Origin of the sequence: Oribacterium sp. oral taxon 078 str. F0262, assembly GCF_000160135.1 — a bacterium.
Classification (GTDB): domain Bacteria; phylum Bacillota; class Clostridia; order Lachnospirales; family Lachnospiraceae; genus Oribacterium.
On sequence record NZ_GG729933.1, the window covers coordinates 540,405 to 566,913 of the forward strand.

General features: G+C 56.1%; 21 protein-coding genes. 18 read left to right on the top strand and 3 right to left on the bottom strand.

All coding sequences use genetic code 11. From position 1 onward, the window contains the following. Positions 1-583 precede the first annotated feature (583 nt). From GCWU000341_RS02460 to GCWU000341_RS02500, 9 genes are all read left to right on the top strand, one after another. Positions 584-2,875: an LCP family protein gene (locus GCWU000341_RS02460; RefSeq protein ID WP_009214126.1), complete on the top strand. Its 2,292-nt coding sequence runs from the start codon at positions 584-586 to the stop codon at positions 2,873-2,875. 115 nt (positions 2,876-2,990) lie between these two features. After that, positions 2,991-4,793, top strand: a complete 1,803-nt coding sequence (locus GCWU000341_RS02465; protein ID WP_009214127.1) for an O-antigen ligase family protein — start codon at positions 2,991-2,993, stop codon at positions 4,791-4,793. Positions 4,794-5,113: 320 nt separating this feature from the next. Next, positions 5,114-6,697, top strand: a complete 1,584-nt coding sequence (locus tag GCWU000341_RS02470; protein ID WP_009214128.1) for a hypothetical protein — start codon at positions 5,114-5,116, stop codon at positions 6,695-6,697. Positions 6,698-6,813: 116 nt separating this feature from the next. Continuing rightward, positions 6,814-7,308: a hypothetical protein gene (locus tag GCWU000341_RS02475; RefSeq protein WP_155812568.1), complete on the top strand. Its 495-nt coding sequence runs from the start codon at positions 6,814-6,816 to the stop codon at positions 7,306-7,308. Between the two features lie 177 nt (positions 7,309-7,485). Next, entirely contained in the window at positions 7,486-8,835 is a 1,350-nt protein-coding gene (locus tag GCWU000341_RS02480; RefSeq protein WP_009214130.1) for a sugar transferase, read from the top strand. Next, the gene (locus tag GCWU000341_RS02485) at positions 8,832-10,337 is read left to right on the top strand and encodes a B12-binding domain-containing radical SAM protein (RefSeq protein ID WP_009214131.1); all 1,506 of its coding nucleotides are present in this window, start codon (positions 8,832-8,834) and stop codon (positions 10,335-10,337) included. Before GCWU000341_RS02480 ends, GCWU000341_RS02485 begins: the two co-directional genes overlap by 4 nt. A gap of 300 nt (positions 10,338-10,637) precedes the next feature. Further along, positions 10,638-11,591, top strand: a complete 954-nt coding sequence (locus GCWU000341_RS02490) for a glycosyltransferase (protein WP_009214133.1) — start codon at positions 10,638-10,640, stop codon at positions 11,589-11,591. A 12-nt stretch (positions 11,592-11,603) separates the two neighbouring features. Next, positions 11,604-12,500 (top strand): glycosyl transferase group 2 family, encoded by an 897-nt coding sequence (locus GCWU000341_RS02495; protein ID WP_009214134.1) that lies wholly within the window; start codon positions 11,604-11,606, stop codon positions 12,498-12,500. After that, entirely contained in the window at positions 12,472-13,269 is a 798-nt protein-coding gene (locus GCWU000341_RS02500) for a DUF4422 domain-containing protein (RefSeq protein ID WP_009214135.1), read from the top strand. Before GCWU000341_RS02495 ends, GCWU000341_RS02500 begins: the two co-directional genes overlap by 29 nt. A gap of 206 nt (positions 13,270-13,475) precedes the next feature. Here the strand turns inward: GCWU000341_RS02500 and GCWU000341_RS02505 are convergent, their stop codons facing one another. Then, complete coding sequence (locus tag GCWU000341_RS02505) at positions 13,476-13,763, bottom strand: hypothetical protein (protein WP_040652948.1); 288 nt, start codon at positions 13,761-13,763, stop codon at positions 13,476-13,478. A 953-nt stretch (positions 13,764-14,716) separates the two neighbouring features. Between GCWU000341_RS02505 and GCWU000341_RS02515 the strand changes: the two genes are divergently transcribed. Both GCWU000341_RS02515 and GCWU000341_RS02520 read left to right on the top strand, forming a co-directional pair. Beyond that, complete coding sequence (locus tag GCWU000341_RS02515; RefSeq protein WP_009214141.1) at positions 14,717-15,772, top strand: hypothetical protein; 1,056 nt, start codon at positions 14,717-14,719, stop codon at positions 15,770-15,772. Further along, positions 15,769-17,073 carry a hypothetical protein gene (locus GCWU000341_RS02520; protein WP_009214142.1) on the top strand — a complete coding sequence of 435 codons (1,305 nt, stop codon included), beginning with the start codon at positions 15,769-15,771 and terminating at the stop codon, positions 17,071-17,073. Before GCWU000341_RS02515 ends, GCWU000341_RS02520 begins: the two co-directional genes overlap by 4 nt. Positions 17,074-17,159: 86 nt before the next feature. Here GCWU000341_RS02520 and GCWU000341_RS02525 read toward each other — a convergent pair whose 3' ends face one another. Further along, positions 17,160-18,035, bottom strand: coding sequence for a glycosyltransferase family 2 protein (locus GCWU000341_RS02525; protein ID WP_009214143.1), 876 nt, complete (start codon positions 18,033-18,035; stop codon positions 17,160-17,162). Positions 18,036-18,275: 240 nt separating this feature from the next. On the opposite strand from GCWU000341_RS02525, the gene GCWU000341_RS02530 reads away from it, so the two are divergent. The 7 genes from GCWU000341_RS02530 to GCWU000341_RS02565 all read left to right on the top strand — a co-directional run bounded on the left by GCWU000341_RS02530 (position 18,276) and on the right by GCWU000341_RS02565 (position 26,245). Continuing rightward, positions 18,276-19,400 carry a glycosyltransferase gene (locus tag GCWU000341_RS02530; protein ID WP_009214145.1) on the top strand — a complete coding sequence of 375 codons (1,125 nt, stop codon included), beginning with the start codon at positions 18,276-18,278 and terminating at the stop codon, positions 19,398-19,400. Between the two features lie 217 nt (positions 19,401-19,617). Next, entirely contained in the window at positions 19,618-20,610 is a 993-nt protein-coding gene (locus GCWU000341_RS02540; RefSeq protein WP_009214147.1) for a glycosyltransferase family 8 protein, read from the top strand. Beyond that, complete coding sequence (locus GCWU000341_RS02545) at positions 20,607-21,662, top strand: glycosyltransferase family 4 protein (protein WP_009214148.1); 1,056 nt, start codon at positions 20,607-20,609, stop codon at positions 21,660-21,662. The genes GCWU000341_RS02540 and GCWU000341_RS02545 overlap by 4 nt, the downstream gene beginning before the upstream one ends. A gap of 18 nt (positions 21,663-21,680) precedes the next feature. Continuing rightward, entirely contained in the window at positions 21,681-22,895 is a 1,215-nt protein-coding gene (locus tag GCWU000341_RS02550) for an acyltransferase family protein (protein WP_009214149.1), read from the top strand. After that, the gene (locus GCWU000341_RS02555; RefSeq protein ID WP_009214150.1) at positions 22,892-24,286 is read left to right on the top strand and encodes a hypothetical protein; all 1,395 of its coding nucleotides are present in this window, start codon (positions 22,892-22,894) and stop codon (positions 24,284-24,286) included. The genes GCWU000341_RS02550 and GCWU000341_RS02555 overlap by 4 nt, the downstream gene beginning before the upstream one ends. After that, positions 24,283-25,380 carry a glycosyltransferase family 4 protein gene (locus GCWU000341_RS02560; protein WP_009214151.1) on the top strand — a complete coding sequence of 366 codons (1,098 nt, stop codon included), beginning with the start codon at positions 24,283-24,285 and terminating at the stop codon, positions 25,378-25,380. Before GCWU000341_RS02555 ends, GCWU000341_RS02560 begins: the two co-directional genes overlap by 4 nt. Further along, a complete protein-coding gene (locus GCWU000341_RS02565) occupies positions 25,367-26,245 on the top strand; it encodes a hypothetical protein (protein WP_009214152.1) in 879 nt (292 codons plus the stop codon). Before GCWU000341_RS02560 ends, GCWU000341_RS02565 begins: the two co-directional genes overlap by 14 nt. On the opposite strand, the gene GCWU000341_RS13400 is transcribed toward GCWU000341_RS02565, so the two are convergent. After that, positions 26,233-26,394, bottom strand: a complete 162-nt coding sequence (locus GCWU000341_RS13400; RefSeq protein WP_009214153.1) for a hypothetical protein — start codon at positions 26,392-26,394, stop codon at positions 26,233-26,235. The genes GCWU000341_RS02565 and GCWU000341_RS13400 overlap by 13 nt on opposite strands. Positions 26,395-26,509 lie beyond the last annotated feature (115 nt).

Here is a 26,509-nt window from a genome sequence, read left to right on the forward strand (position 1 = left end):
ATCATAGCAAGCTTAAGCCGAAGAGACATGCTTGCATGGGAGAGGAAGCGAGACTTTAGGACACGCCCCCGCATGAGCAAGGAGCGGGGCGAAGGGCCGCGGGAATGCGAATGAGGGGGGGAGCATGGCGAGAGCAGCGAAGCGGCGAAGCCATGCGGAATCATAGCAAGCTTAAGCCGAAGAGACATGCTTGCATGAGAGTGGAAGCGAGACTTTAGGACACGCCCCCGCATGAGCAAGGAGCGGGCCGAAGGGCCGCGGGAATGCGAATGAGGGGGGTAGCATGGCGAGAGCAGCGAAGCGGCGGAGCCATGCGGAATCATAGCAAGCCCGGGAAGAGCCATGCTTGCATGAGAGAGGAAGCGAGACTTTAAGACACGCCCCCGCATGAGCAAGGAGCGGGCCGAAGGGCCGCGGGAATGCGAATGAGGGAGCTGGCGGTGCGTGCAAATCGCCGGACGCCGGGGAAGCTGCACAGATTAGCGGAAATGACAGCGCGGCGGGGAAGGACAGCGTCCCCCTTGGAATGGGAATAGAAGCAGTACAAAAAGAGCAGTAAAGCAGAGCTACATGGAGAGGACCTATGGCCTTAGAGAAGAATAAGAGTGCGAGAAGACCCTACACGGAGCGAGAGACGGAGCTGGAGAAGACGTCTTCTGAGAAGGCCGGGTCCGGGGGGGAACCGGAGCGGCAGGATTCGGAGAAGAAGAGCAAGGAGGCAGGAAAGTCCGGCCCGGAGGAAACGGGGGCCGGACGGGATCCTTCCGCAGGGAATGCTTCCGGGAAAAGCGCTTCAGAGGGAAAGGCTTCGGAAAAGAAATCTTCCGGCGAAAATACTTCCGAAAAGAGCAAGGAGGCAGGGAAGTCCTCTCCGGATTCTCTGAGCGGACGGGGCAGCGCTGAAAAGCGAAGAGAGGAAAAGCCGGAGCCGGAAAAGGGAGAGGGAGAAAAGGCCCCGAATTCGAAGAAGCGCTATCGGAAGAGCCATTCCCTTCCCGCCTCGGAAGAGAGCGGAAAGCGCGCGGAGAAGGGAGCCGCTTCCTCCGGGAGCGATGCGGAGAAGAAGTCCGGGAAAGAGAAGGAAGCGGAGAGCGGAAAGGAAGCGGAGAACAAGAAAAAGCCGGAGAACGGGAAGAAGCCGGGGAATGGCAGGGACCATATCGATGTTCTCCGCATTCATTCCGGTGGGGAAGAGGAGATCGAGGCGGAGCGGCTCCGCCGGAAAAAAAAGAAAAAAGCGCTGATCCGGAGGATTATAGGAATCGCTGTCCTTGAGATTCTGACGCTGGGGGCGGTCTTCTGCGTCTGGGCGGTGCAGTACCGCCTGAGCAGCGTGCAGGAGGTCGAGTTCAATACGGAGAAGGTGAAGAACACCAATATTGACGTCACAAAGCAGCAGCAGATGCAGGGCTACTGGACGGTGGCGGTCTTTGGCGTGGACTCCCGGGACGGGAGCGTCGGAAAGGGCGCGAACGCGGATGTACAGATCGTCGTAAACATCGACATGGGGACCGGGGATGTGAAGCTTCTCTTCGTTTACCGGGATACCTACCTGAATCTCGGAGCGGGCAGCCGCTTCGCGAAGATCAACGAGGCCTATGCGGACGGCGGGCCGGAGCAGGCTGTCGCCGCCCTGAATAAAAACCTGGACCTGAATATCGAACATTACGCGACCTTTAACTGGAAGGCTGTCGCGGACGCGATCAGCATGATCGGCGGCGTGGATGTGGATCTCACGGAGAAAGAGGCATTTTATATGAATGCCTATATTACCGAGACCGGCGTGAAGGGAAAGATCACCGATAATCCCGCGGCGGAATACATCAAGGGACCGGGGAAGCAGCATCTGGACGGACTGCAGGCCGTGGCCTATGCCAGACTCCGCTATATGGACGATGACTTCAGCAGGACGAAGAGACAGAGAGAGGTGATCTCTCAGGTGCTGGAAAAGGCGAAGAAGGCGGATCTTGTGACATTGACCTCCATTATCGACACCGTCCTTCCGCAGCTCGCCTTCAATGTCAATGCCGGAGATCTCGTGCAGCTGGCAAAGGGGATTTCCCGCTACAATATCGTCGGCTCCGAGGGCTTCCCGAAGGATTTAAAGACGCAGATGATGGGGAAGAAGGGAGACTGTGTCATACCGACGAGCCTCGCCTCCAATGTCACCTGGGCGCACTCTTTCCTCTTCGGAGACAATGATTATAATCCCTCCGATGCGGTCTGGACCTACAGCAAGCGAATCGGGGAGGACAGCGGAACCTATCGGAGCGGCGGCACGCCGAAGGAGGATCGCAGGAAATCCGGCGCCGGAAGGGACGAGGAGGAGACGGAGCAGGTCTACCGGAAGAACAAAAAGAAGCAAAGCACGGAGGACAGCGGGGAGACAAAGAGCCGGAGCAGCGGGGAAAGCACCTCCGAGACCGATAAAAACGATAAAAACGGAAGCCGCAGCCGAAAGGGAAGCGGAGAGTCAGAGAGCCGGAAGACGGATGCTGCGAAGGACTCCGGAGGAAAGAGCTCGGAGAAGAACGGCTCTTCCGAGAGCTCCGCAAAGAGCAGCAGTTCTTCACAGGATACGGAGAGCAAGGGCTCAGGCAAGAACCGATCGGAGAGCAGTACGCAGGACGGAAATGCGGGCCCGAGCCAGACCGAGGGCAGGACGCAGGAGAGCAGCCGTTCCTCCGAGGGGCAGAAGTCCCGTGAGACGACGACGGAGCAGGACGACTCCCCCGGAAAGGAAACAAAGAGCACAAAGGCGCAGGAGAGCACGAAGAAGGATGATTCCCCTGTGCAGACGGACAGCCCCGTAAAACCGGGGAATGATGCCTCCGTGAGTCCGGAGCCGGGCCCCGGCGGGGATTCGGGAAACTAGAGAAAGTCGGATTCCACCGAGAATAAATCAGCAGGAAAGAGATTGAATTTTGCACCGGCGTTTTCCTCTGCCGGTGCAAATACATGTATGCGCGAAGAGAAAGGCAGGCTCATCGATGAATACAAAAGACCGATATGCAGAGCGGATCATGGACGCCTATGTCCTTTTGATGCTGTGTTTTTTTCCGCTCTTCACTCTCAGGGGCTACCGGGATATTCTCAAGGACCGCTTTAAGGCCTTTTGTATCTTGACAGGCGGGGCGGCTGTCTTCCTCCTTCTCGTTTTTTTATATCGCTTCTTCTTTGAGGGGGATTTCCTATATCGCCGCCGCGCAGCGAAAAGGGGAGCGAAGAAGGAGGAGAAAAAACCCTCTCCCGGGCCGCACGGTCTGAGAGAAAGAATAAGCGCCTTTTTCCCGGCATGCAGGCTCTTTTTTGAGGACCTGGAAAAAGCGCTTCGGGAGACCGGCATCGTAAAAAAGCCTCTTTCGACAGACCTCCCCATGCTCCTTCTGATCGTGGTTTACCTGGTCTCCATGCTCCGCTCCGGCTATCTCTATGAGACCTTCTGGGGCATCTGGGGCGCCCAGGAGGGGAAAAGCGGAGGCGGGAGATGCATGGGCTTTCTCACGTGGTTTATGATCTTTCTCGCCTATTTCATGCTGAGCCGGATCTACCGGGCCAAGCTCTGGCATATCCTCCTGGGGCTTTTCACGGGGATACTCGTCTGCCTCTGGGGGATTACGGACTTTTTCAAGATGAATCTCTTCCACTTTTTTGACGGCGTGGCTCCGGTCTACTGGGAGACCTTCGCCTCGAGCGTGGGGAATATCAACAGCTACACCAGCCTGACCGCGGTCTATATGGCTCTCTTCACGGTCCTTCATCTGAGGGAGGAGAAGACCTGGCTCCGCCTTTTTTATTTCGCGGGCATGCTGATCTCCTATATGGCCTGCTTCATGGGAAAGTCCGACAACGTGGCCCTTTCCTTCGCGGTGCTTTTTGCCCTCCTCCCCCTCTACGCCTGGAGGTGGAAGGGGAGCTTCCTCCGCTACTGGGAGTCGATCCTCGTTTTCCTCTCCTGTATGTGGATGCTGGGCTTTCTCACAAAGAGCGAGACGATCCCTCATATCGGAAATATCTATGAGAATGGAATTTTGCTCCGCATCGCGCTGGACAGCAAGATGCTCCCGATCGCCATTTTCCTTCTTCTCTTTCTCATCGGTCTCATGTACTATCTTTTCCTCAGGCAGGGGATCCGGAAAACGGGAGGGAGCATGGGGGAGAAGGAATATCTCGCCTGCTTTAAGCAGGCGCTTCCGGGCGGGAAGCTTCTCGTTCGGATCTGGGGCATCCTACTCCTTCTCTCCATCCTCTCCTTTTTGATCCTCCTCTATATCGCAAACAGCGGAAGACCGCTCGGTGTGCTGGAGCCGTACCGGAATGTCCTGGTACTCAGCGACACCTGGGGAACCGGAAGAGGGATGAACTGGAAGTTCGGGATGCAGTATTTTATCAAGAAGATGGACCTTCTTCAAAAGCTCATCGGGATGGGGCCGGAGAGCTATTATGCAGTCACGATGGACAATTTCTTCCAGCAGATGGTAGAGGCGGAGTACGGCGTCTTCGACGCGGCGCACAACGAATATCTGAACTATCTCGTCACGATCGGGATCCTCGGGCTTCTCTTTTATCTCATATTCTGCGTCCGCTCGCTCCGCATCCTCTTCGGAGAGCTCGGGAAGAAGCTGGAGGACAGATCCTTCCCATCGGACTGGTGCGCCGCCGTCGGCTTCTCCTTCCTCGTCTACCTCGTGCAGGCGAGCGTCAACATCGCGGTGCCGATCGTCCTGCCGCTGGTTCTCGTCATCCTCTTCACCGGGCTTTCCGCCGCGCGCGGACTCCGGGAAGCGTCCTGATCTGCCGCCTGGAGAGCCCCGGGAATCAAAAAAAGACTTGACATTTTCCGGAGAGTCGATATAATACGAACAATCCTTATGGATTCCTTAATTCTTAGGTTCAGCTTTTTGTAATAATTCGTTGAATCTTTGTTATGTACTTTGAGGGATTTATGAGGTAGTATAAGGAAGGCAGCGGGCATTATATCTCTTAATTCATACATTTACCGCAGCTAAGCGTTATTTAAGAAAAGGACTTGAATAATTTAAGCTCGGAAGGTATAATAGTCCCGTAACTTTGGATATTGAATCCATCAATCAAAAAGGAGAGTGCATTTATTATGAGAAAGCAGACGAAAATCGTTGCAGCTCTTTCTGCAACCGCTTTACTCGCTCTTGGTGCCTCCGCTGTGACCTTCGCAGCTGGCTGGGACAACTCCACCGGAGCTTGGCAGTATCTCGATAACAACGGCAGCGCTGTTACCGATGCATGGAGAAAGTCCGGAGATTACTGGTTCTATCTCGATTCCGACGGAAGCATGGCTACCGATAAGCTGATCCAGGACGGCGATGACTACTACTATGTCAACGGGGACGGCGCGATGGTCAGCAACCAGTGGGTTGCCCTTGCTACCGACGACGACAGCAGCGCGGAGTACAGATGGTTCTACTTCGGCTCTGACGGAAAGGCCTACAGAGATCACAACGAGCAGGTGACTGTCTCCGATCTCAAGACCATCAACGGCAAGAAGTATGCCTTCGATCAGGACGGCAAGATGCTCTACGGCTGGATCGACAAGGACAGCAACACCATCAAGACCGGCGACGATGCCTGGGTTGATGCTGACTACTACTTCGGCGGCTGGAACGATGGTTCCGCTCAGAACGGCTGGGTTCAGCTGACGGTCAACACCGACTCCGTGAGAAGCGGCGACGGCGACGGCAGCGATACCTTCTGGTTCTACTTCGACAACAACGGAAAGAAGCAGAGCAACAAGAAGAAGAATATCAACGGCTACACCTTCTACTTCGATAAGTATGGCCGTATGATCGAGGATTGGTCCACCGCTACCAAGAACGGCGCGGACGGCTTCGATACTCCGGCGAACGCGACGGACAGCATTGTCTACACCAACGCGGACGGAGCTGCCAGAAAGAATCAGTGGGTCTGGGCTGTTCCGAGCGAGGACTACGACAAGGACGACTACGACGACGACTCCTACAGCTGGTGGTGGGCGCAGGGCAACGGCAAGATCTTCAAGGACGGCATCCGGAAGATCAAGGGCAAGAGCTATGCCTTCGACGAGAAGGGCCGTATGCTCTCCGGCATTGTCGGCGTTGTCGACGGACACTACACCAACAAATACAACGGCAAGGACAAGTGGCTTGATCTCTCCAAGGATGCTTACCTTGACCAGGCTGCCAGCCTTGGCGCGGATCAGAAGCTCTACTACTTCTCCAGCGACGAGAAGAAGGACGGCTCCAGGAAGTCCGGCTACCAGAACGTCGAGTTCGACGACGATAGCTATCAGATGTACTTCAAGACCAACGGTGAGGCGGAGAACAACTATGTCTCCAAGATCAAGAAGTATGTTGCTTACGGTGTGGTCCTGAAGGCTGACAACGAGGAGTCCAACCTCGCCGGTGTCCAGGTAGACAGCGCTAACCGCAAGAAGCTCGTCGGAAGGAACGTCGAGTACTATGGCACTGCGAACATCGCGGACGGCAACCATGTCCTCGTGAACGCTGCCGGTGCTGTGCAGGAGAAGAAGACCAATGTGAAGGACAGCAACGATGTCTACTATCTGACCGATAAGGACGGCGTCATCCTTTACGCTGGCGACAAGAAGACCTACAACAGCAAGAGCAAGGATCACGAGAATGAGATCACGCTTCCGAACGGCAAGAAGGTCTACACGGAGTAATTTCGGATTCTGCGGAATTACTTCTCGGGGCGCCGGGTTTACACCCGGCGCTCTTTGCGTGCGGACGGCGAGGGACTGAGATGGACTCGGGGCTGCCCGCCGGAGGATTTTATAGTATGAGAGTCAGAGGAATTCGTTTGGCGGGGCTCTGCGTTCTTGCGGGAGCCCTGTCTCTTTCGGCGTGCAAACCGACTTATCAGACGAAGCTGGAGTCCCCCGCCCTGACGACGGCTCCGGAGTCGAAGGAGATTCGCCTCGACTTCGATCAGATTCACAGCGATGTGGTGGATGCCCTGAATGATGAGGGCTACGATTTCGTGAAGGATCTGGATCTCAGCGGGGACAATGAGAAGAAGGAGTTTCTCATCCGGATCGAGATCATGGAGAATGTCTCGGAGGAGGCTCTGGATCTCTTCCTGTCGGAGCTGATGAAGGCAGTGGGAAATGCGGCGAGAACACAGGATTTTCGCTACAGTGAGCCGGATAACGAGAGCTTCGGCGGCGTATTTAAGAAATACGGCGTCCGCATCGTGATCCGTCAAAGCGGGAGCGCGGATCGCGAGATCGAGGTGAAGGCCGGGGAGAGCTTTCCTTTTTCGCCCTCAAACTGAGCTCCCGTTTTTCGCTTTGCCTTTGAATGGGGCGGGGCTCCTATTCCCTGCTCCGCGATGAAAGCCTTGCTCCCTTGATTTGACAAGAGCTTTCCCATTCGATATGATGATACGGTGCGGTGAAGTGAAGGAAGGGAAGCGGGGCGGCAGCTGTCCGCCCGGAGGGCAGGAGCTTAGATGAGAGAGAGAGAGCAGTATCAAAAGGTGATCCGTGCGGCCTTCTGTGCTGTTCTCCTTTTTTTGGATGGAAGGCTCTTTCGCTATGTCTGGATGCATTACTACAGTCCCCTGATGGAGACTGTCTTTTTTCGGAGGGGACACTGGCTGGTGCTCTCCCTCTATCTGATCTTCCTCTTTGCTTTTATCGGGATCTACGGCGGATGGAAGGCGGGCTATCACAGGATTGTGAACCTGATTTCCTCCCATGCGCTGGGGCTTCTGATCGCGAATGTGCTGAGCTATATCGAGATCGTGGCGCTGACCAAGAAGATGGTCTCCGTCCTTCCCCTCTCCTGCCTTTTCGTGCTGGAGATGCTGATCTCCCTGGTCTGGTCCATCGTCTGCACGAGGCTCTACCGGATGGCCTATCCCCCGCACCGGGTTCTTCTGATCTATGAGGAGAAGCCGGACCGATACCTCCTCGATAAGCTGAAAAGCCGGGGGGACCGGATCAGCCTGGCAGCGGAAATCAGCCTGAGGGAAGGGATGGAGGCCGTGCTGCGGGAGATGGAGCAGTACAGCTGTGTCCTCATCTATGATATCCCCTCCCGGGAGAGAAATTATATTCTAAAGCAATGCTACCGCAGGGGAATCCGCTGTTATCTCACACCGAAGCTTTCGGATATCCTGATCCGAAGTGCGGAGAATCAGCATCTCTTCGATACTCCTCTTTATCTTTGCAGAAACTCAAGCCTCACCATCGAGAGGGCGTTCTTTAAGAGGCTGACGGATATCCTGATCTCCGCGCTCGGGCTGCTTTTCTTCTCGCCCATAATGCTTTTGATCGCGCTTTTCATCCGCTTCGAGGACCGGGGGCCCGTGATCTATCAGCAGGAGAGGCTCACGAAGGACGGCAGGCATTTTCACATCTATAAGTTTCGGAGCATGCGGGAGGATGCGGAGCGGGACGGGAAGGCGCGCCTCGCCGAAAAGGATGATGAGAGGATTACCGCCGTCGGCCGCTTCATCCGGCCGTTTCGCCTGGATGAGCTCCCCCAGCTATGGAACATTCTCCTCGGGGAGATGAGCCTCGTCGGGCCCCGGCCGGAGAGGCCGGACATCGCGGCGGCCTATGAGAAGGAGATCCCGGAGTTTTCTTATCGCCTGAAGGTGAAGGCGGGACTCACGGGCTACGCCCAGGTCTACGGAAAGTACAATACGACGGCCTATGACAAGCTGAAGCTGGACCTCATGTATATCCAGAACGGAAGTCTGATGATGGATATGGAGATTCTCCTTAAGACGGTCCAGATTCTTTTTCAGAGAGAGAGTGCAGAGGGAGTCCGGACAGAGGACAGGCAGGAATGAAGATCTATTTTATCAATCCGCCCTTTCGGGCGGAATACGGAAAGTTTTCCAGGGAGTCGAGGAGTCCTGCCGTGACGAAGAGCGGTGCGCTCTATTACCCGCTCTGGCTGATCTATGCGGCGGTCTGGGCGGAAAAGCAGGGGCACAGCGTGGAATTTCTGGATGCGCCCGCGAAGCCTCTCAACGAGGCGGAGTCCCTCTCTCTCATCCGAGAGAGGGCGGAGGGCTGCCGCCTCTTTGTCCTGGATACCAGCACGCCCTCCATTTATCGGGATATCGCCTTTGGAGAGGCGCTGAAGGCCCGCTATCCGGAGGCCTTTATCGCCCTGGTGGGGACGCATCCGACGGCTGTGCCGGAGGAGACACTTCGGCTTGGGCCCGGGATCGATCTCATCGCGAGGAGGGAGTACGACTTTACGATCAGCCGACTCGCCTCTCTTATCGAGGGGAGTGCCTCCCGGGAGGAGGCGCTCTCCGGGCTCTCCGGGATTTTGGGGATAAGCTTTCGGGACGGGGCGGGGCTGATCCATCATAATCCGGACGCGCCCTATATCGAGAAGCTGGACGAGATCCCGATGGCCGCGGAGTTTATCCGACGGCGCTTAAACTACCGGGATTATTTCTTCCCGGCCTCGGAGTATCCGGAGATTCAGATCTTCACGGGGCGGGGCTGCCCCTGTCACTGTACCTTTTGCGTCTATCCGCAGACCATGCACGGGCACCGCTACCGCCTTCGCTCTCCGGAGAATGTCGTCTCGGAGTTTTCCTATATTGCGGAAAATTTCCCGGATGTGCGGGAAATTGTACTGGAGGACGACACCTTTACGATCGACAGGAGGAGGGTGGAAGCGATTTGCAGGCTCCTCATCGAGCGGGGGCTTCAGAAGCGCTTCCGCTGGCTTTGCAATGCGAGAGTCAATACCCTGGACCTTGATACCATGAAGCTTATGAAAAAAGCGGGCTGCCGTCTGCTGATCCCCGGGATCGAGAGCGGAAACCAGGGGATTTTGGATGCCATCAAGAAGGGGACGACACTCAGCCAGGTGGAGCGCTACATCGAGGACAGCAGAAAGGCGGGGCTCTTGGTTCACGCCTGCTATATGGTGGGAAATCCCGGGGAAAATCGGGAGACGATAGAGGAGACCCTTCGCCTTGCGCTCCGTCTGAATACGGATACGGCGCAGTTCTTTCCTCTGATCCCTTATCCGGGGACAGAGGTCTATCGGCTTGCGAAGAAAAACGGCTGGCTCAGGGCATCGAGCTATGAGGATTACTGCAAGCGGGACGGCACACACAATACCGTGCTGGATCTCCCGGAGCTGAGTGCCGAGGAAATGGTGAACTTCTGCGACAGGGCGAGAAGGCGCTATTATCTGAGACCGCGCTACATCCTGCACCGCCTGTGGATGGGGCTAAAGGACCCGGCGGACCTCGTGCGCTCTCTGAAGGCCTTCGGGAAGCTCTGGCGCTATCTTCTGAAGAGAGGAAACGGAAAGGGATGAACGGTTCTGCCGCTTCCGAACGCTTCTTTCTGCCGGATGCTCTCAGTGGGCGGGGAGCAAGGCCCGGCAGAGGCAGGAGGCCTGCAGCCTTCACGCCGGGGGTATCCGTCTTTCCATGAACAGGGGAAGAGCCGGACGGAAATCGGCGGCCTGCAGCTATGCGTGATGGCTTATTCGTCTTTCCGCGGGCGGGGGAAGAGCTGAGCTAAGAGCGGCAGCCTGCAGCTATGCGCACTGATTTATTGGTCTTTCTGCGGGCAGGGGAAGCGTCGGACGAGGAAAGAGGAGGATGGAGTCATAATGGAGCGGGTGCTGGTCCTGCTGTCGACCTATAACGGAGAGCGTTATCTCAGGGAGCAGCTTGCAAGTCTCTTTTCCCAGGAGCTCCCCGAGGGGACAGAGCTTCGCATCCTTGTGCGGGACGATGGCTCTTCGGACGGCACGACAGCGATACTTCGGGAATACGAGGAGGAGGGGAGACTTTCTTTTTACCGCGGGGAGAGAAATCTGGGTCCGGCCGGGAGCTTTCTCTCTCTCATGAAGAGGGCGGAGCACTATGATTGGGGGGAGGAGAGAGCGGAGGCACGTACTTATTATGCGCTCTGCGATCAGGATGATGTCTGGCTCCCGGACAAGCTCTCGAGGGCTCTCTCCCTCCTCTTTGGGACGGGAAAGGAGGAAGCCGCGCTCTATTATGGGCTTCCCCGCCTGGTGGATGCGGAGCTTCGTCCCCTGCCGCTTCGGAGGGACGCGAAGGAGAGGATGCTCGATTTCGCATCGGCCCTCATAAAGAGCAATTCTACGGGCTGCACAATGCTCTTTACACGGGCGCTTCTTCTTAAGATCAACCGCTCGGAGCCGGATACGGAGAAGATTACGATGCATGATGAGTGGATCCACAAGGGCTGTCTTGCGATCGGAGGGAGGCTTATCTTTGATGAAGATACGCCGATTCTCTACCGGCAGCATGGGAACAACGCGGTGGGCTGCCAGAGCTCCGGGGGAGCGGTGCTTAAGCGCTATCTCCATTCCCTGCTCCATCCCGATCGGATTCACAGTGAGATGGCAGGGGAGCTTCTCCGCGCTTTTTCCCGTGATATGAGTCCGCTCAAGAGGGAGCTTTCGGAGGAGGTTGCCTTTTATCGGAGGAGTCCCGGCGCGTCGCTCCGGCTTTTCTTCGATAGGAGGATCCGGACCGCCTACCGAAAGAGGAATGTTCTCTTTCGCCTCGCTGTGCTGCTTCGGATCTTTTGAGCGGGGGGAAGGATGGAGAGCTTTTATCTTATTTCTGTGCTCTATCAAAAAAAGCTCCGGGCGCTTCGCTCCCTCCCGCAGTTTATCAGGCTCTGCGGAGAGTATCCGGAGACGGAGATCCTGATTTTTGATAATTCCGAGGACGCCGCGCTCCTAACGGAAAACCGGGAGGAGGCTAAGAGATGTGGAATATCCTATCTCTCAGAGGGGAGGAATCTCGGTCTCTCCGCGGCCTACAACCGCTGCCTTCTGGAGCTTGACCAAAGAGAAAAGGACAGGGCATCTTCCGGCGGGGCTCCTTCTGAAAAAGGGGAGAATGCGGAGGGGAATTATTGGATTTTTCTATCGGATGACGACAGTCTTTTCTCGATGAAATATCTGAGAAATGTCCGGGAGAGCTGCCTTGAGGGAAGAGAAGCGGAGAAAGCTTCGGGAGGGGAGAAATTTCCGGAGCTTCGCGCGGGGATGGTCCGCTCCCTGCGCGGCCCCCTCTCCCCGAAGAAGTCTTATCGGCTTTTTGAGAGGGCAGGGGACTTCGTGAGAGCGCCGGGGCATTACCGGGGGCTCTACTGCATCAACAGCGGGCTCTGCATCTGCCGAAGCCTTCTCAGAGAGCTCGGAGACTTCGAGGAGAGGATCTTTCTCGATATGCTGGACTACTGGCTTATGGACCGGCTTCGGGAGAAGGGACTCGACCGCTTCTGGATCCTTCCGGGGGAGATCCGGCAGGATTTTTCCGGCGCCTCCTTTCCCGGGAGGGAGAGAGCGGAGAGAAGATACCGGATTTATCGGAGGGACTTTCAGCTTTACTGCCGCATCACGGGGAGGAGCAGATTGTTTTCCTTTCTTATGCTTTTTAAGAGGAGGCTTCGTCTGAGCTATGACGAAATTCTACATCGTGTGCCATAAGCTCTCAGAGCTCCCCGCGCTTCCGGGCTATGTGCCGATCCTCGTCGGGGCGAAGGACTTTTCGATCCCCGGTTCCCTCCGGGACGACAGCGGGGAGGAGATCTCACGGAAGAATCCGAACTTCAACGAGCTCACCGCGCTCTACTGGATCTGGAAGAATGACCGCTCGGATTTCGTCGGCCTCTGCCACTACCGGAGATATTTTATGAGGGGGCTGTCCTCCCGGCGCTATCTGACGATTTCGGAGGCGGAGCGGGATCTTCGGAGACATGACATCATCCTTCCGGAGCCGATCACGGGCCTTCGGACCACGGTGCGGGAGCTCTATCTTCGGACAGGGGGAAGAGAGAAGGATCTGGAGACGCTGGAGAGCCTGATCGAGGAGCGCCTTCCGGATGATTACCCGGCCTACCGGGAGCTGATGGGCGGGTATTCCGCCTCCTATTACAACATGGCTGTCATGCCGAGAGCTCTTCTTGAGCGCTACTGCGGCTGGCTCTTTCCGCTCCTCTTTGAACTGGAACGGCGGATCGACCTCTCGGGACGAAGCGAGCGGGAGGGGAGAGTCTTCGGCTTTCTCGCGGAGCGTCTTCTGAATGTCTTTGCGAGGACGGAGCGTCTCCGTGTCCGCCGCCGCCCGGTTTATGTCCTGGGAGAGAAAAACTACAGCCTTCGTATCCTCTCGGAGAGAGCGAGACAGGGACTTTGCTCCCTCCTCCGTGAAGAAAGCGCAGAAGTCTGCCATCAGGCAGACTCGGAGCGTCGTTGACCACTTCTCGAAGAGAAGTGTCTCCCGAAGGGAGATCGGCTGAAGCCACCCGGGCGAAGCCGAGTCCTTCGCTTCAAAGAAGCGAAGAAAAAGCGCAGAAGTCTGCCATCAGGCAGACTCGGAGCGTCGTTGACCACTTCTCGAAGAGAAGTGTCTCCCGAAGGGAGATCGGCTGAAGCCACCCGGGCGAAGCCGAGTCCTTCGCTTCAAAGAAGCGAAGAAAAAGCGCAGAAGTCTGCCATCAGGCAGACTCGGAGCGTCGTTGACCACTTCTCGAAGAGAAGTGCCTCCCGAAGGGAGGTCGGCTGAAGCCACCCGGGCGAAGCCGAGTCCTTCGCGAAGCGAAGTCGAGCGTAGAAGTCTGCCATCAGGCAGACTCGGAGCGATCTTGACCACTTCTCGAAGAGAAGTGCCTCCCGGCGGGAGGTCGGCTGAAGCCACCCGGGCGAAGCCGAGTCCTTCGCGAAGCGAAGTCGAGCGTAGAAGTCTGCCATCAGGCAGACTCGGAGCGTCCTTGACCACTTCTCGAAGAGAAGTGTCTCCCGAAGGGAGATCGGCTGAAGCCACCCGGGCGAAGCCGAGTCCTTCGCTTCAAAGAAGCGAAGAAAAAGCGCAGAAGTCTGCCATCAGGCAGACTCGGAGCGTCGTTGACCACTTCTCGAAGAGAAGTGCCTCCCGGAGGGAGGTCGGCTGAAGCCACCCGGGCGAAGCCGAGTCCTTCGCTTCGGAGAAGCGAAGAAAAAGCGCAGAAGTCTGCCATCAGGCAGACTCGGAGCGTCATTGACCACTTCTCGAAGAGAAGTGGGGTTTTGGCGCCGTATCTGACGATCGGTCGATCCAACACAGGACGCTCTCGCTTCGACTGCCGCGGCCAGCGGCGCATAAGCGATTTACAGAACCAAATCGCTAAGCGCCGGGGCGGCAGACGGCCTGTTTATGAATCGGTCGATCGTCAGGGCGGCGGGAGGCAGTTTCCGGCCGAGAGCTGCGCGGGGGACTTCTCATTATGGCGCTGCCAGTCGCCGGGGGAAAAGACGGCCTGTTTATGAATCGACCGATCGTCAGGGCGGCAGGAGGCAGTTTCCGGCCGGGAGCTGCGCGGGAGATTTCTCTTTATGGCGTTGCCAGTCGCCGGGGCGGCAGACGGCCTGTTTATGAATCGGTCGATCGTCATGGCGGCGGGAGGCAGTTTCCGGCCGAGAGCTGCGCGGGAGATTTCTCTCTATGGCGCTGTCAGTCGCCGGGGCGGCAGACGGCCTGCTTATGAATCGGCCGATCGTCATGGCGGCGGGAGTCAGTTTCCAGCCGGGAGCTGCGCGGGAGATTTCCCTTTATAGCGCTGCTAAGCGCCGGGGGAAAAGACGGCCTGCCTGTGGATCGTCATGGCGGAATGGCCGCGGTATAGTTGTCTTCTGAGGGTATTTGGGACTATGTTCCGGGAGGGTTCATGGGATTTTCAGAGCTTCGGGAATGGGCCAGGACTTCGGCGCTGATGGGGAAGGGCTATCGGCTTTTGAAGGAGGGGATTCGGAGAGAGCGGAGTAGGAGGCTGAGCTCCGGCCCGCATCGCTTTCTGAATCGTCAGAGGGGGGAGAGGATCCTTCTCCTTGTGATCGCCGGCTATAAGCCCTGGCTGTACCGACTGGTCTTTCCCAGGCTCAAGAGCTTTCTCCCCGATTTCCCGATGGATCTATGTCTTCTATCTTCCGGCCGATTCGATCCGGAGCTTTCGGAGCTTGCCAAGGACTGGGGCTGCTCCTATCTTTCAACGAAGAGAAACTGTGTGACGCTGGCACAGAATATGGCGATCGAACTTCATCCGGAGGCGGAATTCATCTTCAAGATGGATGAGGATATCTTTGTGACGAAAGGCTGCTTCGAGGCGCTCCTTTCTCTCTACCGGAGAGTGGAGGAGGAGGGGCCCTATCGTCCGGGCTTTACGGCTCCACTGATCCCGGTCAACGGCTACGGCTATCGGAGGCTGCTCACGGAGCTCTCGCTTCTTGAGCGCTATGAGGAGAAATTCGAGCGGCCGCTCACCGCGGCCGGCAGGGAATACCGGATTGAGTCAGATCCCGCTGCGGCCCGCTTCTTCTGGGGAGAGGGCGGGGAGGTTCCGCCGCTCGATGCGCTGAACCGGCGTTTTTCCGGAGAGGGACTTCGCTACGAGGCCTGTCCGGTGCGCTTTAGTATCGGTTTCATCCTTTTCCGAAGGAGTCTCTGGGAGGAGATGGGGAGATTTCCAGTCCGGGGCGGAAGCTGCATGGGCCTGGACGAGGATCGGCTCTGCAGCTTTTGTATGACACATTCCCGCGCGATTCTCGTCTCTGAAAATACCGTTGTCGGTCATTTCTCCTTCGGAAAGCAGACGGAGGGGATGAGAAGATTTCTCGAAGAGCATCCGGAGCGCTTCCTGAGCTCGGGGGAGGAAGCGGAGAGGGATAGGAAGGAGAACGAGAAAGGGCTGAAAGAAGACGAGGGGAAGAGGGAGGAAACGCGATGAAGCCAATCATGAAAAAATGCAATTTGGAGGAGGCAGCGGGCCTGCTCTATCGTTTGGGCTTTTCTTTCTCCTTGCTTTTTCTGCTGTTTTCCAGCTCTTTTGTGAAGAAGCTTCTTCTGGACGGTCCCGCCTATCGGCTTCTCTTCCTGCTCCCGCTCTTTCTCCTTCTTCTTTCCGAGGCGCTTCGCTTTCTCTTTCTCCGGGAGTACCGGCTCTCGGATCTTTTGTCCTGGGCATTGATCCTCTTTTCCTCCTATCTTTCGATTCGAAATGACCAGCGTGCCCTGATCCACGGCTTCCTTTTGATCTACGGGGCGAGAAAGCAGGATATCCGCCGTCTCTTCCGGATCGCGGCGATCCTCCTCTCTGCGGGAGCATTCTCTATTGTTCTTCTCTCCTTCTCCGGAATCATCCTCTACCAGATCGGGGAGAAGGACGGCATCCTTCGGCACAGTATGGGATTTTCCTATCCTCTCGTACTCCCGGCCTACCTTCTCACGATCACGATGCTTTCGCTTTTGCTCCTTTCTCCGCAGGAAGAAGCGGGAGGGACAGCAGTGCCCGCCGGGAAGGCTGGGGAGTCCGGTTCGGGGCAGCCTCTGGGAGGATGGGGAAAGTTGCTTCTCTCTTTTCTCCTTTTCTTTAATCTGACAGTCTATCGTTGGTGCATCGGGGATCTCTCCCGAGGCATAAGTCTTCTCTTCCTCCTCCTTTTCCTCTATTTGAGCACAGGATTTTCAGAGAAGACGGAGAAGCTGCTCTCCATTTTGGACCGTCTCAGCCTCCTCTCCTATCCATTCTGCTTCCTCTTAAGCCTCGCCGCGGCCTTTTTCTATCGCCCCGGGGCGGGAGGCTGGCTTGGCAGGCTGAACAGTCTCTTAAACCGACGGATCGAGTATTCGCAGCTCTCTCTCTTTCGCTATGGCTTCGGTCTTTTCTCCCGGAGGATCAGCTGGGTCGGGGCCGGGACGGATTTAAACGGCACAGCGGTCCCGGGGCAGTATGATTATGTGGACAATGTCTATCTCTCCGTTTTGCAGCGCTACGGGCTTCTCTTTACCCTGCTCTCGCTTTTCCTTCTCTTTCTTGCGATGCGGTACTGCTGCCGAAGGAGATGGAGGCTTGCACTTTACTTTTTCGCCCTCCTCTCCTTTCACGGACTGCTGGAGGACAAGATCTACCTCATTGAGTACAATACGCTTCTTCTTCTGATCGGACCGGCCTTCTCGGAATTTCTCGAGGAGCTGAGAATCTCTGTGGGGAAGAAGCGGCAGAAACAGGGATACCGTATCAGACCCTGATCAATCTCTATCTGCTCGACTGTGTCAGGGAGAAGAAAAAGTTGAATATCAGCTGGAAGTCAGAGCAGGTATCCGAGTAGGCAGGCTTATGCGGGACTGTTCCCGGAGGCAGTGAGGTCCGCCTTTTTCCCGGCGCGGCGGATGGTCCTCCATTTCTTCAGGTTTCGGAAGCTGTAGTGCGCCATCAGGAGGAGAGAGCGAAGCGGGGATAGGCCCAGGTAGCGATAGGTTCTCCAGTTCATTTTCGCCGCATTGAGCTTATTTCCGGATTTTGAGGAAGAGGAGACCCGGTAGAGAAGGAGCGGCTCGTTGAGACCGAGTGCAAAGGGGGTTTCCGAGAGGATTTGCAGCCAGACTGCAAAATCCTCGTGGATCCCCGGCTGCTCCGGCATGGGAAAGCGGAGCAGCCAGTCCCTTTTGCATAGGACGGAGGAGCAGGAGATCAGATTTTGCTTCAGGAGCTCCTCTCGCCGGATTTTTTCCGGGACTTCCAGGATATAGGGGATACGCTCCCCATTCTCTTTCAAAAAGCCGGAAGCGGTAAAGAGGAGGGGAGAGGAGAGAGAGGAAGCGGGAAACGGGGAAGAGACGGGAACTTCGTTTTCGCTGTGGGAGCTTGTGAGAAGAGAAAGCTGCCGCTCCAGCTTTCTCGCTTCCCAGAGGTCATCGGCATCCAAAAAGGCGATCCACTCTCCCCGTGCCTCCCTTACACCGCGGTTTCGGCTGAAGGCCACACCGCGGTTTTTTTCGTTTCGGAGGATGCGAAGGCGTTCCCCGGGGAGGGAGGATTCCGTTTGAAAGCGCTTGAGTATCTCCGGAGATGAGTCCGTCGAGGCATCGTCCACGGCGAGAATTTCCCAGTCGGAAAAGCTCTGCATAAGCACGGAGGACAGAGCCTCCCGGAGGAAGCGGGAGGCGTTGTAGACTGGGATTACGACGGAGATGAGGGGGGATTCGCTCATGGAGAGGACCTTTCTTTCCGGAGATGTTTTTTCGGGGCTTCTGTAAGCGAGGAAGCCCTGGCAGGAACATTATACCGCGCTTTGAGATAGAACTGTGATTTTTTTCGGGAATATGGTATCATGTCATAGGCATAGAGCGGCGCTTTGCATTTTTGAGAAGCCTGCGGAAGTCAGAGCGGGAGCATTTTGCATTGGAGCGGCCGGTAGGCGGAAAAGGCGGCAGGGACAGGGAAGAAGAGAATGAAGATCCTCCATATTTCAAAATATTATATGCCCTTTATCGGGGGGATCGAGCAGACGGCGCGCGATCTGGTGCTCTCTCTTCGGGGAGTCGCGGAGCAGAAGCTGATCTGCTTCGATCACCGCCCGCATTCCGGGGATTCTGTAGATCACATCGATTCCGTCGAGGTCATCCGCTGCGGGCAGCAGCTTCTCGTCGCTTCCCAGGCGCTCTCTCTGAGCTATGGGAGGAAATTGCGGAGTCTGATGCGGGAGTTTCGACCGGATGTCGTGCTCTTTCATTATCCGAATCCCTTCGTCGCACATTATCTCCTCCGGGAGCTTCCCCCGGAGACGAAGCTTCTCGTCTATTGGCATCTTGATATCACAAAGCAAAAGCTCCTCCGCCGCTTTTTCTCCGGGCAGAATCGGAGACTTCTCGAGAGGGCGGATCGAGTGATCGCCACAAGCCCGAATTATATCGAGGGGAGCGTCTGGCTCCGCGCCTTCCGGGAGAAGTGCACGGTGATCGAGAGCTGCATCAACGAGGAGCGGCTCCGCGTGAGCGAGGGCGAGAGGGAGCGGGCGGCGGAGCTTCGGAAGAAAAATACGGGGAAGATTCTCTGTCTCGCCGTGGGGCGCCACGTCCCCTACAAGGGCTATGAGTATCTGATCCGGGCCTTCCGCCTTCTCGACGATCGCTTTTTGCTCCGGATCGCGGGAAAGGGACCGCTCACGGAGGAACTGAAAAAAGAGGCGGAGGGAGACGAAAAAGTCCGCTTCCTCGGGGCAGTCCCCGATGAGGAGCTCCGGGAGAACCTCCTGGCCTGCGACATCTATTGTTTTCCATCCGTCACGAAAAATGAGGCCTTCGGGCTTTCTCTCGCGGAGGGGATGTACTTTGCTCATCCCGCTGTCACCTTTACGATCGAGGGCTCCGGCGTGAATTATGTCTGCCCGGACGGGCTCTGCGGGCTGGAGGTCCCAAACCGGGACGTATCGGCCTATGCGGAGGCTCTCCAAAAGCTTGCGGAGGATCCGAAGCTAAGAGAGGAGCTCGGGGAGAATGCAAGGGTGCGCGTGACGGAGCGTTTTCTCTACCGAAGCTTTTCGGAGAAGATCAGGGCACTGCTTTCGGAGCTTTGAGGGGGGGAGGATGCTGCGCTTTCAGAGAGTTTGAGTTTTACACTGTGAAGGAATATCCCGAGAGCCTTTGAGATGATCGAGGAAGGGCCTGAGAGGGAGAGGGATCCGCGCGCTTGCCAGAGAGGCGCGGGAGCAGAGAGGAGCAAGCTGCCGCTCATGGAGCGGCGGAGACAGAGGGAAGCGGTATGCTTGCGGGAGGGTAAGGAAGAGGGACGCTATGGAAGAAAGACGGATAGAAGCAGTCTATGCGAGTGACGAGAGATTTCTCCCGGTTCTTCTTGCGTCCGCGGAGAGTCTTTTCACAGAAAATACGGAAAACCCGGTGCGGCTGCATATTCTCTCAGACGGAATTTCGGAGGGGGGGAAGGAAAAGCTTTCAAGGCTTGCGGAGCGCTTTCATCAGGAGCTTTGCTTCTATCCTCTCACAGAGGAAAGCTTCCGGGGGGATGCCTTTCATCTCACAAAGGACTGGCCGAGAGCTGCTGTCGCAAGGCTCCGGATCGAGAAGATTCTGCCGGAGAGCCTGGAGCGGGTGCTCTATCTGGACTGCGATACGATGGTGCGGGGAGATCTCTCTCCCCTTTTTTCCATGGATATGAAGGGGATGTGGGCCGGAGGAGTCTGTGAATGCATGGACGAAAATTATCTCCGCTCTCTCGGGCTCTCCGGCGGCTGCTGTTATATCAACTCCGGCGTGATCCTCTATGAGCTCTCGGCCTGCCGGAGGGAGAAGCTCAGCGAGCGGCTCGGCGCCCTCATGGAGGGGCCTGCGAAGCGCTATAAGTATCCGGATCAGGATGCCCTCAATGTTTCGATGCAGGGGCATATCCTCTCTCTTCCCTTCCGCACAAACCTCCTCTCCCAGCCCCTCGCCTTTTCCTTTCGGGACTATGAGCGCTATCGGGACGGGAGGCTTCCCTATTCGGAGAGGGAGTATGAGGAGGCAAAGAAGGATCCTTTGATCGTTCACTTTGCGGGGGGCTTCGCCTATGCGAGGCCATGGTACCAAAACTGCCGCCACCCCTACCGAGAGGAGTTTTTGCAATATTACAGGAGAAACGGCGGGGAGTATTTCGGAAGGGACAATCGAAATAAAAAGCAGCGGCTTGTCGCCCTGCTCTTTGCCCTTCCCCTTCCCTTTTTGAAGCTCCCGCTCCTTCGGCTTCTCCGAAGGAGGAACAACCGGCAGCATGGAAAGAGGAGAGCATGATCGTCATCAACGGAGATTTTTACGACCACAACATCACCGGCGTACAGCGCTATGCCTATGAGGTCATAGAGAAGCTCGATGAGCTTATCACAGAGGGGGAGCTTTCCTCCTCGGATTTTGTGCTCCTCGTCCCGAAGGATCTGAGGAAGCTTCCGGAGTACCGGAGTCTCCGGGTCGTCCGCTTCGGAAAAAACAGGAGGCTTTTCTGGCAGCAGTGGGAGCTTTTCCGCTACTGCAAAAAGCATAAGGCGATCTGTCTCTGCCTCTGCACTGCGGTCCCTTTCCTTTACCCGGAGCGATCGGCGATCGTGCTCCATGACGCCGCGACGAAGGCGCATCCGGAATTCTACTCCAGGCGCTTTCTCCTCCAGAATCAGCTTCTTCTGTGGAAGCACGCGAAGCGCTACCGAAAGATTTTTACCGTATCGCAGTTTTCCAGAGGGGAGATTTCCCGTTACAGCGGCGTGGCGGAGGAGAAGATTACGGTCGTTCCCTCCTCCGCAGAGCATATGGAGAGGATCGAGGCGGATGAGGGCATCTTCCGGAAGCTTCCGCCCCTTGGGGAGGAGTGGTACTTCACTCTGTCCAGCCTCTCTCCGAACAAGAATTACCGCTGGATCATCCGGGAGGCGGACAGAAATCCGGGCGCGCGCTTTGTGATCTCCGGGATGAAGCTCCGCCCCTTTTCCGAGGAGAAGATGGGAGAGATCCCGGAAAATGTGATTTTCACGGGCTACCTCTCCGACGGGGAGGTGAAGGCGCTGATGCAAAAGTGCACGGCCTTCCTCTTTCCAACCTTCTATGAGGGCTTTGGACTCACGCCGCTGGAGGCAATGAGCTGCGGCGCGAGGATCATCCTCTCGGATACGCCCTGTATGAGGGAGGTCTACGGGGAATCGGCGATCTACATCGATCCCCTCCGGACGGACTATGTCTTATCGGAGCTTCTGAAGGAGGAAAAGCCCGCGGCGCTTCGGGAGGAGACGCTCCGGAAGTACTCCTGGAAGAGGGATGCGAGGAGGATCGCGGAGGAGCTTCTCTCCTTGCACTAAGTGACGGCCGGATGTCGAATGGGAAGAAATCAGAGGGAAGGAGTCAGAGAGGAGGTGAAGCAGGTGCCAAAGCAGGAGGGCCTGAAGCATAGGGACAGCAGATTTGAGCTCTTGCGGATTGCCGCGATGCTGATGATCGTCCTCGGTCATTTTGCGACGCAGTCCGGGATCTTTTCGGAGCTAAGGGGAGCGTCCTATCATGCTTTTTATTATTTTATCAGCCTGGGTCCCAGAATCGGGGTGGATCTCTTCGTGATGATCGGAGCCTGGTTTCTTTCGGATTCGGATTTCCGTGCGCGCAGACTGCTGGACCTTTATCTTCGCCTCTTTCTTTACTGTGTGCCGATCACGATCCTCGGAAAGCTTTTTCTGCCGGACGTCGGCGCGGAAGCGCTGGTCCGCGGAATTCTACCATTTTCCGGCTCGCCTCTTTGGTTTGTGAGCTGCTATATCATGCTTTTAATGGCGGGGCCTCTCCTGAATTACGCCCTTTCCTTTCGTCTTCTCACAGAGAGGCTGATTCTCACAGGACTTGTTTTAATCTGTCTGATCCCGACCTTTACGCTTCGAAATGACTATTTCTTCCTCGGGGAGGAGATCTGGTTCATGCTGCTTTATCTTCTGACAGGATATCTGAAGAGAAGTCTTCGCGGCGATTATCCGGGAGAGAGGACATGGGAGGGACGCTTTCTCTCCCGCCTTATCATAAGACGGGCGGGGATCGCTTACCTGCTCTCCGCTGCCTGCTACCTTTCCCTTTTTTTCTTCGGTCTCTTTGTGAGCGATGTTTTGCTGCCCGCCTTTCCCGCTCTGAGCGCGGGACTGAAGGACGGTCTCAATCTGGCATTTTATTTTGTCAATATGAATATGCTGCCCGCCTTTCTCTGTGCTCTTTTTCTCTTTGAGGGAGTGCTGGGAAGCCGCGTCCATTACAGCCGCTTCATCAATTTTCTCGGGAGAAAAACCTTTACGGTTTATATTTTACATCAGATTCCCGCTTTGCTTCCGTCGATCTGGCTTTTACTGTTCCGGACGGGGAGCTGGGGAGCGTCCCCATTTTCGCCATTCTTTACAGCTCTTATCCCTGCCGCGCTCTTTGCGGCGGCGATCGTTCTGGACCTTGTCTACGCGGAACCCCTGCTTTCCGTCCTGGCGAGGAGCGGGTTTTATCGGAGGGCAGAACGATGGATGCAGAGCTTTTTCGGAAAGCCGGATGAGAGGAGTGCTTCGTGATTCACCCATTTTCGCTGATCCTTTTGGCATATACGGGATATACCCTTTTTCAGAGCGGGACTTTGAAGGAGAAGTTCATCGCTCTTCTTGCAATGCATGTCTTCGTATATATGAATGTCGAGGCCGGGGCCTTCCTCAGCATCGGAAGCGGGATCAAATATAATTTTTATACGGAATTCATCTGCCTGATCCTGGCCCTCTTTTTTATCATAAAAAAATCCGGGGAAATCGATGCGGGAAGCACGATCAAGCTTTTTCTTGCGCTGAGCGCCCTCTTTGTCGGTCTGCTCGGCCTAAAGCTCTGGCCTCTTCAGAAATATATGGTGACGGGGGATATGCTGATCGATGACTACTGGTTCGGAAATACCGAGCTGCAGCTTCCGGCTCTCCGCTCCTATGTCACGAAAACGCTGATTCAGTATCTGATCTTTCTCACGATTCTCTATGGGATTTATCTCAGCTTTCGAAGGGAGGATTATGAGGCTCTGCTGGATAAATGCGCAAAATGGTGCAAGGCCGCGGTGATTTTCGGCTGGGTCGAATTTCTGATTAAAAATCTCACGCATTCCAACGTCCTTTTCAGCCTGAACAATCTGTTTTTCGGCTATAACGAAGCGGTGTTTCCGATGATGGAGAAGAGGGGAATCCTTTTTCGTTTGAGCGGCTTTACGACGGAGGCGGCGCATTTTTCCTATGCCATGCTTCTCGTCGCATTTCTCTTCCTGGCGAACTATCAGCTCGGGAAGATGTCGCTTCACTGGGCCATTCAGGCCTTCCTCCTCATGCTTCTCAGCATGTCCTTTTCCTCCGTGGTCTTCGCTCTGGCCTTTCTCGCGATTTTTTTCATCAGTCGCTACCGGAAAAATATCCGGGGAGAGAAGATATTTCAGATCTTTTTGTGGTGTCTTCTGGCTTTCTCCATCCTCTACATCATTTATCGGAGCGGGATCCTGGACAGCAGCTATTTCGGAAAGAGAATGAAGGCGGTCTTTGACGACTGGGGGCTCCTCTTCATCGATGTAGAGAGGGTCAGAGATATTCCCTACCAGTCGAGCCGGGTGCGGCTGATCAGCAGTTTTTCCACGCTGGCGCTCCTTCGCTTCCGCCCTTTTTTCGGGATCGGGATCGGGACGACCTCTTCGCACGGCTCCTTCTCCAGCATCCTCTCGGGGATGGGGATTCTGGGGACTCTGTCCTGGCTTCTGATGCTCTTTTACGGGAAGGCGGCGAAGCTTATCCGGCATTACGGAAGCGCATATTTTCTGATGATTCTGCTCTGGTGCATCACCGGAATCTTTAACGGCCATTTCTGGGGGATGTTTTATAACGCGGAGAACTATGCGCTTATGATAAGCTTTCTCGTACTGTCCAGAAGGGAGGAGAGAGCATGAGGCTGGGAGTTGATGCGCGTCCTCTGATGGAAAAGAAGTCCGGGATCGGAACCTATCTGGACGCGATGCTCTCGGAGCTTTTGGAGCTTTCCCGGGAGCTTGAGCTCTATCTCATATCGGACGGGGAGATCTGTTTTCCGGAGCATCCGAGAGTCCGTAAGATTCGCTATAAGGGCTTTCGCTTTCTGCCGAATACCTTGTATTTTGAGTTCCTTCTCCCCCGCTTTCTCCGGAGAGAGGGAATTGTTCTGGATGCCTTCTGGGGGACGCAGCAGTTTATGCCTCTGGGACTTCCGAAGGGATGCCGGAGGATTCTCACGGTGCATGATCTCACCTACCGGGTCTATCCGAGTCTCATGGATCGAAAGCTTCTTTTCATGCTGCGGCTTTTCGGCGGGAGCTCCCTTCGGGAGGCGGACCGGATCGTCACGGTCTCCCGTTATACGAGGAAAACCTTGCTCTCATACTATGAGAGGGAGTGCAGCGGGAAAGAAATTCAGGTGATCTATCCCTCCGCGACGACGCATCCCCTTTCTGAGGAGCAGCTCCCGGAGGGGCTCTCCGAAAAGAAATACATCCTTTTTATCGGGATTTTGGAGCCGAGAAAGAATCTCGATGTCCTGATCGATGCCTTTCAGGGGCTGAAGGAAGGCGGACTGAAGCTTGTCGTCTGCGGAAAATGCGGCTGGAACTATGAGGAGACCCTGCGTCGGATCGAGGCGGACCCGGATATCCTCTATCCCGGCTTCGTCTCAAATGAGAGGAAGCAGCTCCTTCTCGCAGAGAGTCTCTGCCTTGTGATGCCCTCTCTCTACGAGGGCTTCGGCACGCCCGCGGTGGAGGCCATGAAGAGCGGCGCGACAGTCGTGGCGGCGGACAATTCCTCTCTCTCGGAGGTCGTGGGAATTCCGGAGCTCCTGTTTCCGACGGGGGATGCGGGAGCCTTACGAGAGATCCTCCGAAGGCTCCTCGGGGATCCCTCCTTTCGAAAGGAGATGGAGGAGAAAAGCAGGAGAAGGGGAGAGGATTTTTCGTGGAAGAAGGCGGCGGAGGAATTTCTGGAGCTGATCGGAGGGGAGTATGAAGAAGCGTGAGCTGATCTTTTTTCTTCCTGCTGTGCTTTTGATCCTGGCTCTCTTTTTCGGGGAGAGGCTTGACCGAATGATTCTCCCGGAGTATCGCTTGCCGCACTATGAGAAGCTCCTTTCCCAGAGAGCCTTGAGCCAGTATTTCCTCTCGGATCCGGGGGCGTCCTCAGAGAATCTCTTCATCGTCGATACGCAGTCTCGCTCCTTTGGGGATCTCCATATGCAGATAGAGGGGGATGGGACGATCCTCCTCTTTGGAAAAAACGGGGAGCAGGATCTCACGATTCCGCTTTCCGTTCGGACAGATCTTCCGGATGGGGAGTACCGCTTCACAGACGGAGGAGCGACGGTGCCCGGCCTTGTGACGGTTTACGGTACGGCGGGGGGGACGGCCGGGACGGAGCCGGGACTTATGGCCATGCCGGACTATCCGGATTTCTCGGTGAATCGGTCGAAGTATCAGGAGTATTGGTTCGGCTTTTGGGTGAAGGCCGGGGCGGAGCTTCCGCCCACCCGCTTTCTGCCGCTCCTTAAGCGGGCCGATCAGGATATGGGGAGCTACAGTCCTGCGAGGATCTCGCAGCCCGGGAAATTCCGGGCCTATCCCTATCTGATCCGGGAACTCACAGAGGAGGAGCTTGGGAGCCTAAGCCCCGCGGACTGGGAGCTTTTCTATCGGAATCTTCGCTTCCAGTACAAAAACCATTATCTCTGGGTCTCTCTGAGGCTTCCAAACGGGAGGGGAGTTCAGTTTCTGAGAGGAGATCCCGAGCTTTCGAGGATCGGGGAGATGGACGACTGGGGGAGAGTCAGAGAGCCGGAGCAGAGCTTTCGTTTTACGGGGAAAGAAACTCCGCTTCAGGTGGAATGAGCGTAGAAGTCTGCCATCAGGCAGACTCGGAGCGTACTTGACCACTTCTCGAAGAGAAGTGTCTCCCGAAGGGAGATCGGCTGAAGCCACCCGGGCGAAGCCGAGTCCTTCGCTTCGAAGAAGCGAAGCAGAGCGTAGAAGTCTGCCATCAGGCAGACTCGGAGCGTACTTGAGTCTTCTCGAAGAGAAGTGTCTCCCGAAGGGAGATCGGCTGAAGCCACCCGGGCGAAGCCGAGTCCTTCGCTTCGAAGAAGCGAAGCAGAG

Bases quoted from the DNA above. Each gene is read 5' to 3' on its own strand.
- GCWU000341_RS02490 (WP_009214133.1), top strand. From the start codon at position 10,638: ATGGAGCGGGTGCTGGTCCTGCTGTCGACCTATAACGGAGAGCGTTAT.
- GCWU000341_RS02525 (WP_009214143.1), bottom strand. From the start codon at position 18,035: ATGAGCGAATCCCCCCTCATCTCCGTCGTAATCCCAGTCTACAACGCC.
- GCWU000341_RS02530 (WP_009214145.1), top strand. From the start codon at position 18,276: ATGAAGATCCTCCATATTTCAAAATATTATATGCCCTTTATCGGGGGG.
- GCWU000341_RS02500 (WP_009214135.1), top strand. From the start codon at position 12,472: ATGACGAAATTCTACATCGTGTGCCATAAGCTCTCAGAGCTCCCCGCG.
- GCWU000341_RS02485 (WP_009214131.1), top strand. From the start codon at position 8,832: ATGAAGATCTATTTTATCAATCCGCCCTTTCGGGCGGAATACGGAAAG.
- GCWU000341_RS02480 (WP_009214130.1), top strand. From the start codon at position 7,486: ATGAGAGAGAGAGAGCAGTATCAAAAGGTGATCCGTGCGGCCTTCTGT.
- GCWU000341_RS02540 (WP_009214147.1), top strand. From the start codon at position 19,618: ATGGAAGAAAGACGGATAGAAGCAGTCTATGCGAGTGACGAGAGATTT.
- GCWU000341_RS02495 (WP_009214134.1), top strand. From the start codon at position 11,604: ATGGAGAGCTTTTATCTTATTTCTGTGCTCTATCAAAAAAAGCTCCGG.
- GCWU000341_RS02520 (WP_009214142.1), top strand. From the start codon at position 15,769: ATGAAGCCAATCATGAAAAAATGCAATTTGGAGGAGGCAGCGGGCCTG.
- GCWU000341_RS02475 (WP_155812568.1), top strand. From the start codon at position 6,814: ATGAGAGTCAGAGGAATTCGTTTGGCGGGGCTCTGCGTTCTTGCGGGA.
- GCWU000341_RS02565 (WP_009214152.1), top strand. From the start codon at position 25,367: ATGAAGAAGCGTGAGCTGATCTTTTTTCTTCCTGCTGTGCTTTTGATC.
- GCWU000341_RS02505 (WP_040652948.1), bottom strand. From the start codon at position 13,763: ATGGCAGACTTCTACGCTCGACTTCGCTTCGCGAAGGACTCGGCTTCG.
- GCWU000341_RS02515 (WP_009214141.1), top strand. From the start codon at position 14,717: ATGGGATTTTCAGAGCTTCGGGAATGGGCCAGGACTTCGGCGCTGATG.
- GCWU000341_RS02560 (WP_009214151.1), top strand. From the start codon at position 24,283: ATGAGGCTGGGAGTTGATGCGCGTCCTCTGATGGAAAAGAAGTCCGGG.
- GCWU000341_RS02550 (WP_009214149.1), top strand. From the start codon at position 21,681: ATGGGAAGAAATCAGAGGGAAGGAGTCAGAGAGGAGGTGAAGCAGGTG.
- GCWU000341_RS02460 (WP_009214126.1), top strand. From the start codon at position 584: ATGGCCTTAGAGAAGAATAAGAGTGCGAGAAGACCCTACACGGAGCGA.
- GCWU000341_RS13400 (WP_009214153.1), bottom strand. From the start codon at position 26,394: ATGGCAGACTTCTACGCTCTGCTTCGCTTCTTCGAAGCGAAGGACTCG.
- GCWU000341_RS02545 (WP_009214148.1), top strand. From the start codon at position 20,607: ATGATCGTCATCAACGGAGATTTTTACGACCACAACATCACCGGCGTA.
- GCWU000341_RS02470 (WP_009214128.1), top strand. From the start codon at position 5,114: ATGAGAAAGCAGACGAAAATCGTTGCAGCTCTTTCTGCAACCGCTTTA.
- GCWU000341_RS02465 (WP_009214127.1), top strand. From the start codon at position 2,991: ATGAATACAAAAGACCGATATGCAGAGCGGATCATGGACGCCTATGTC.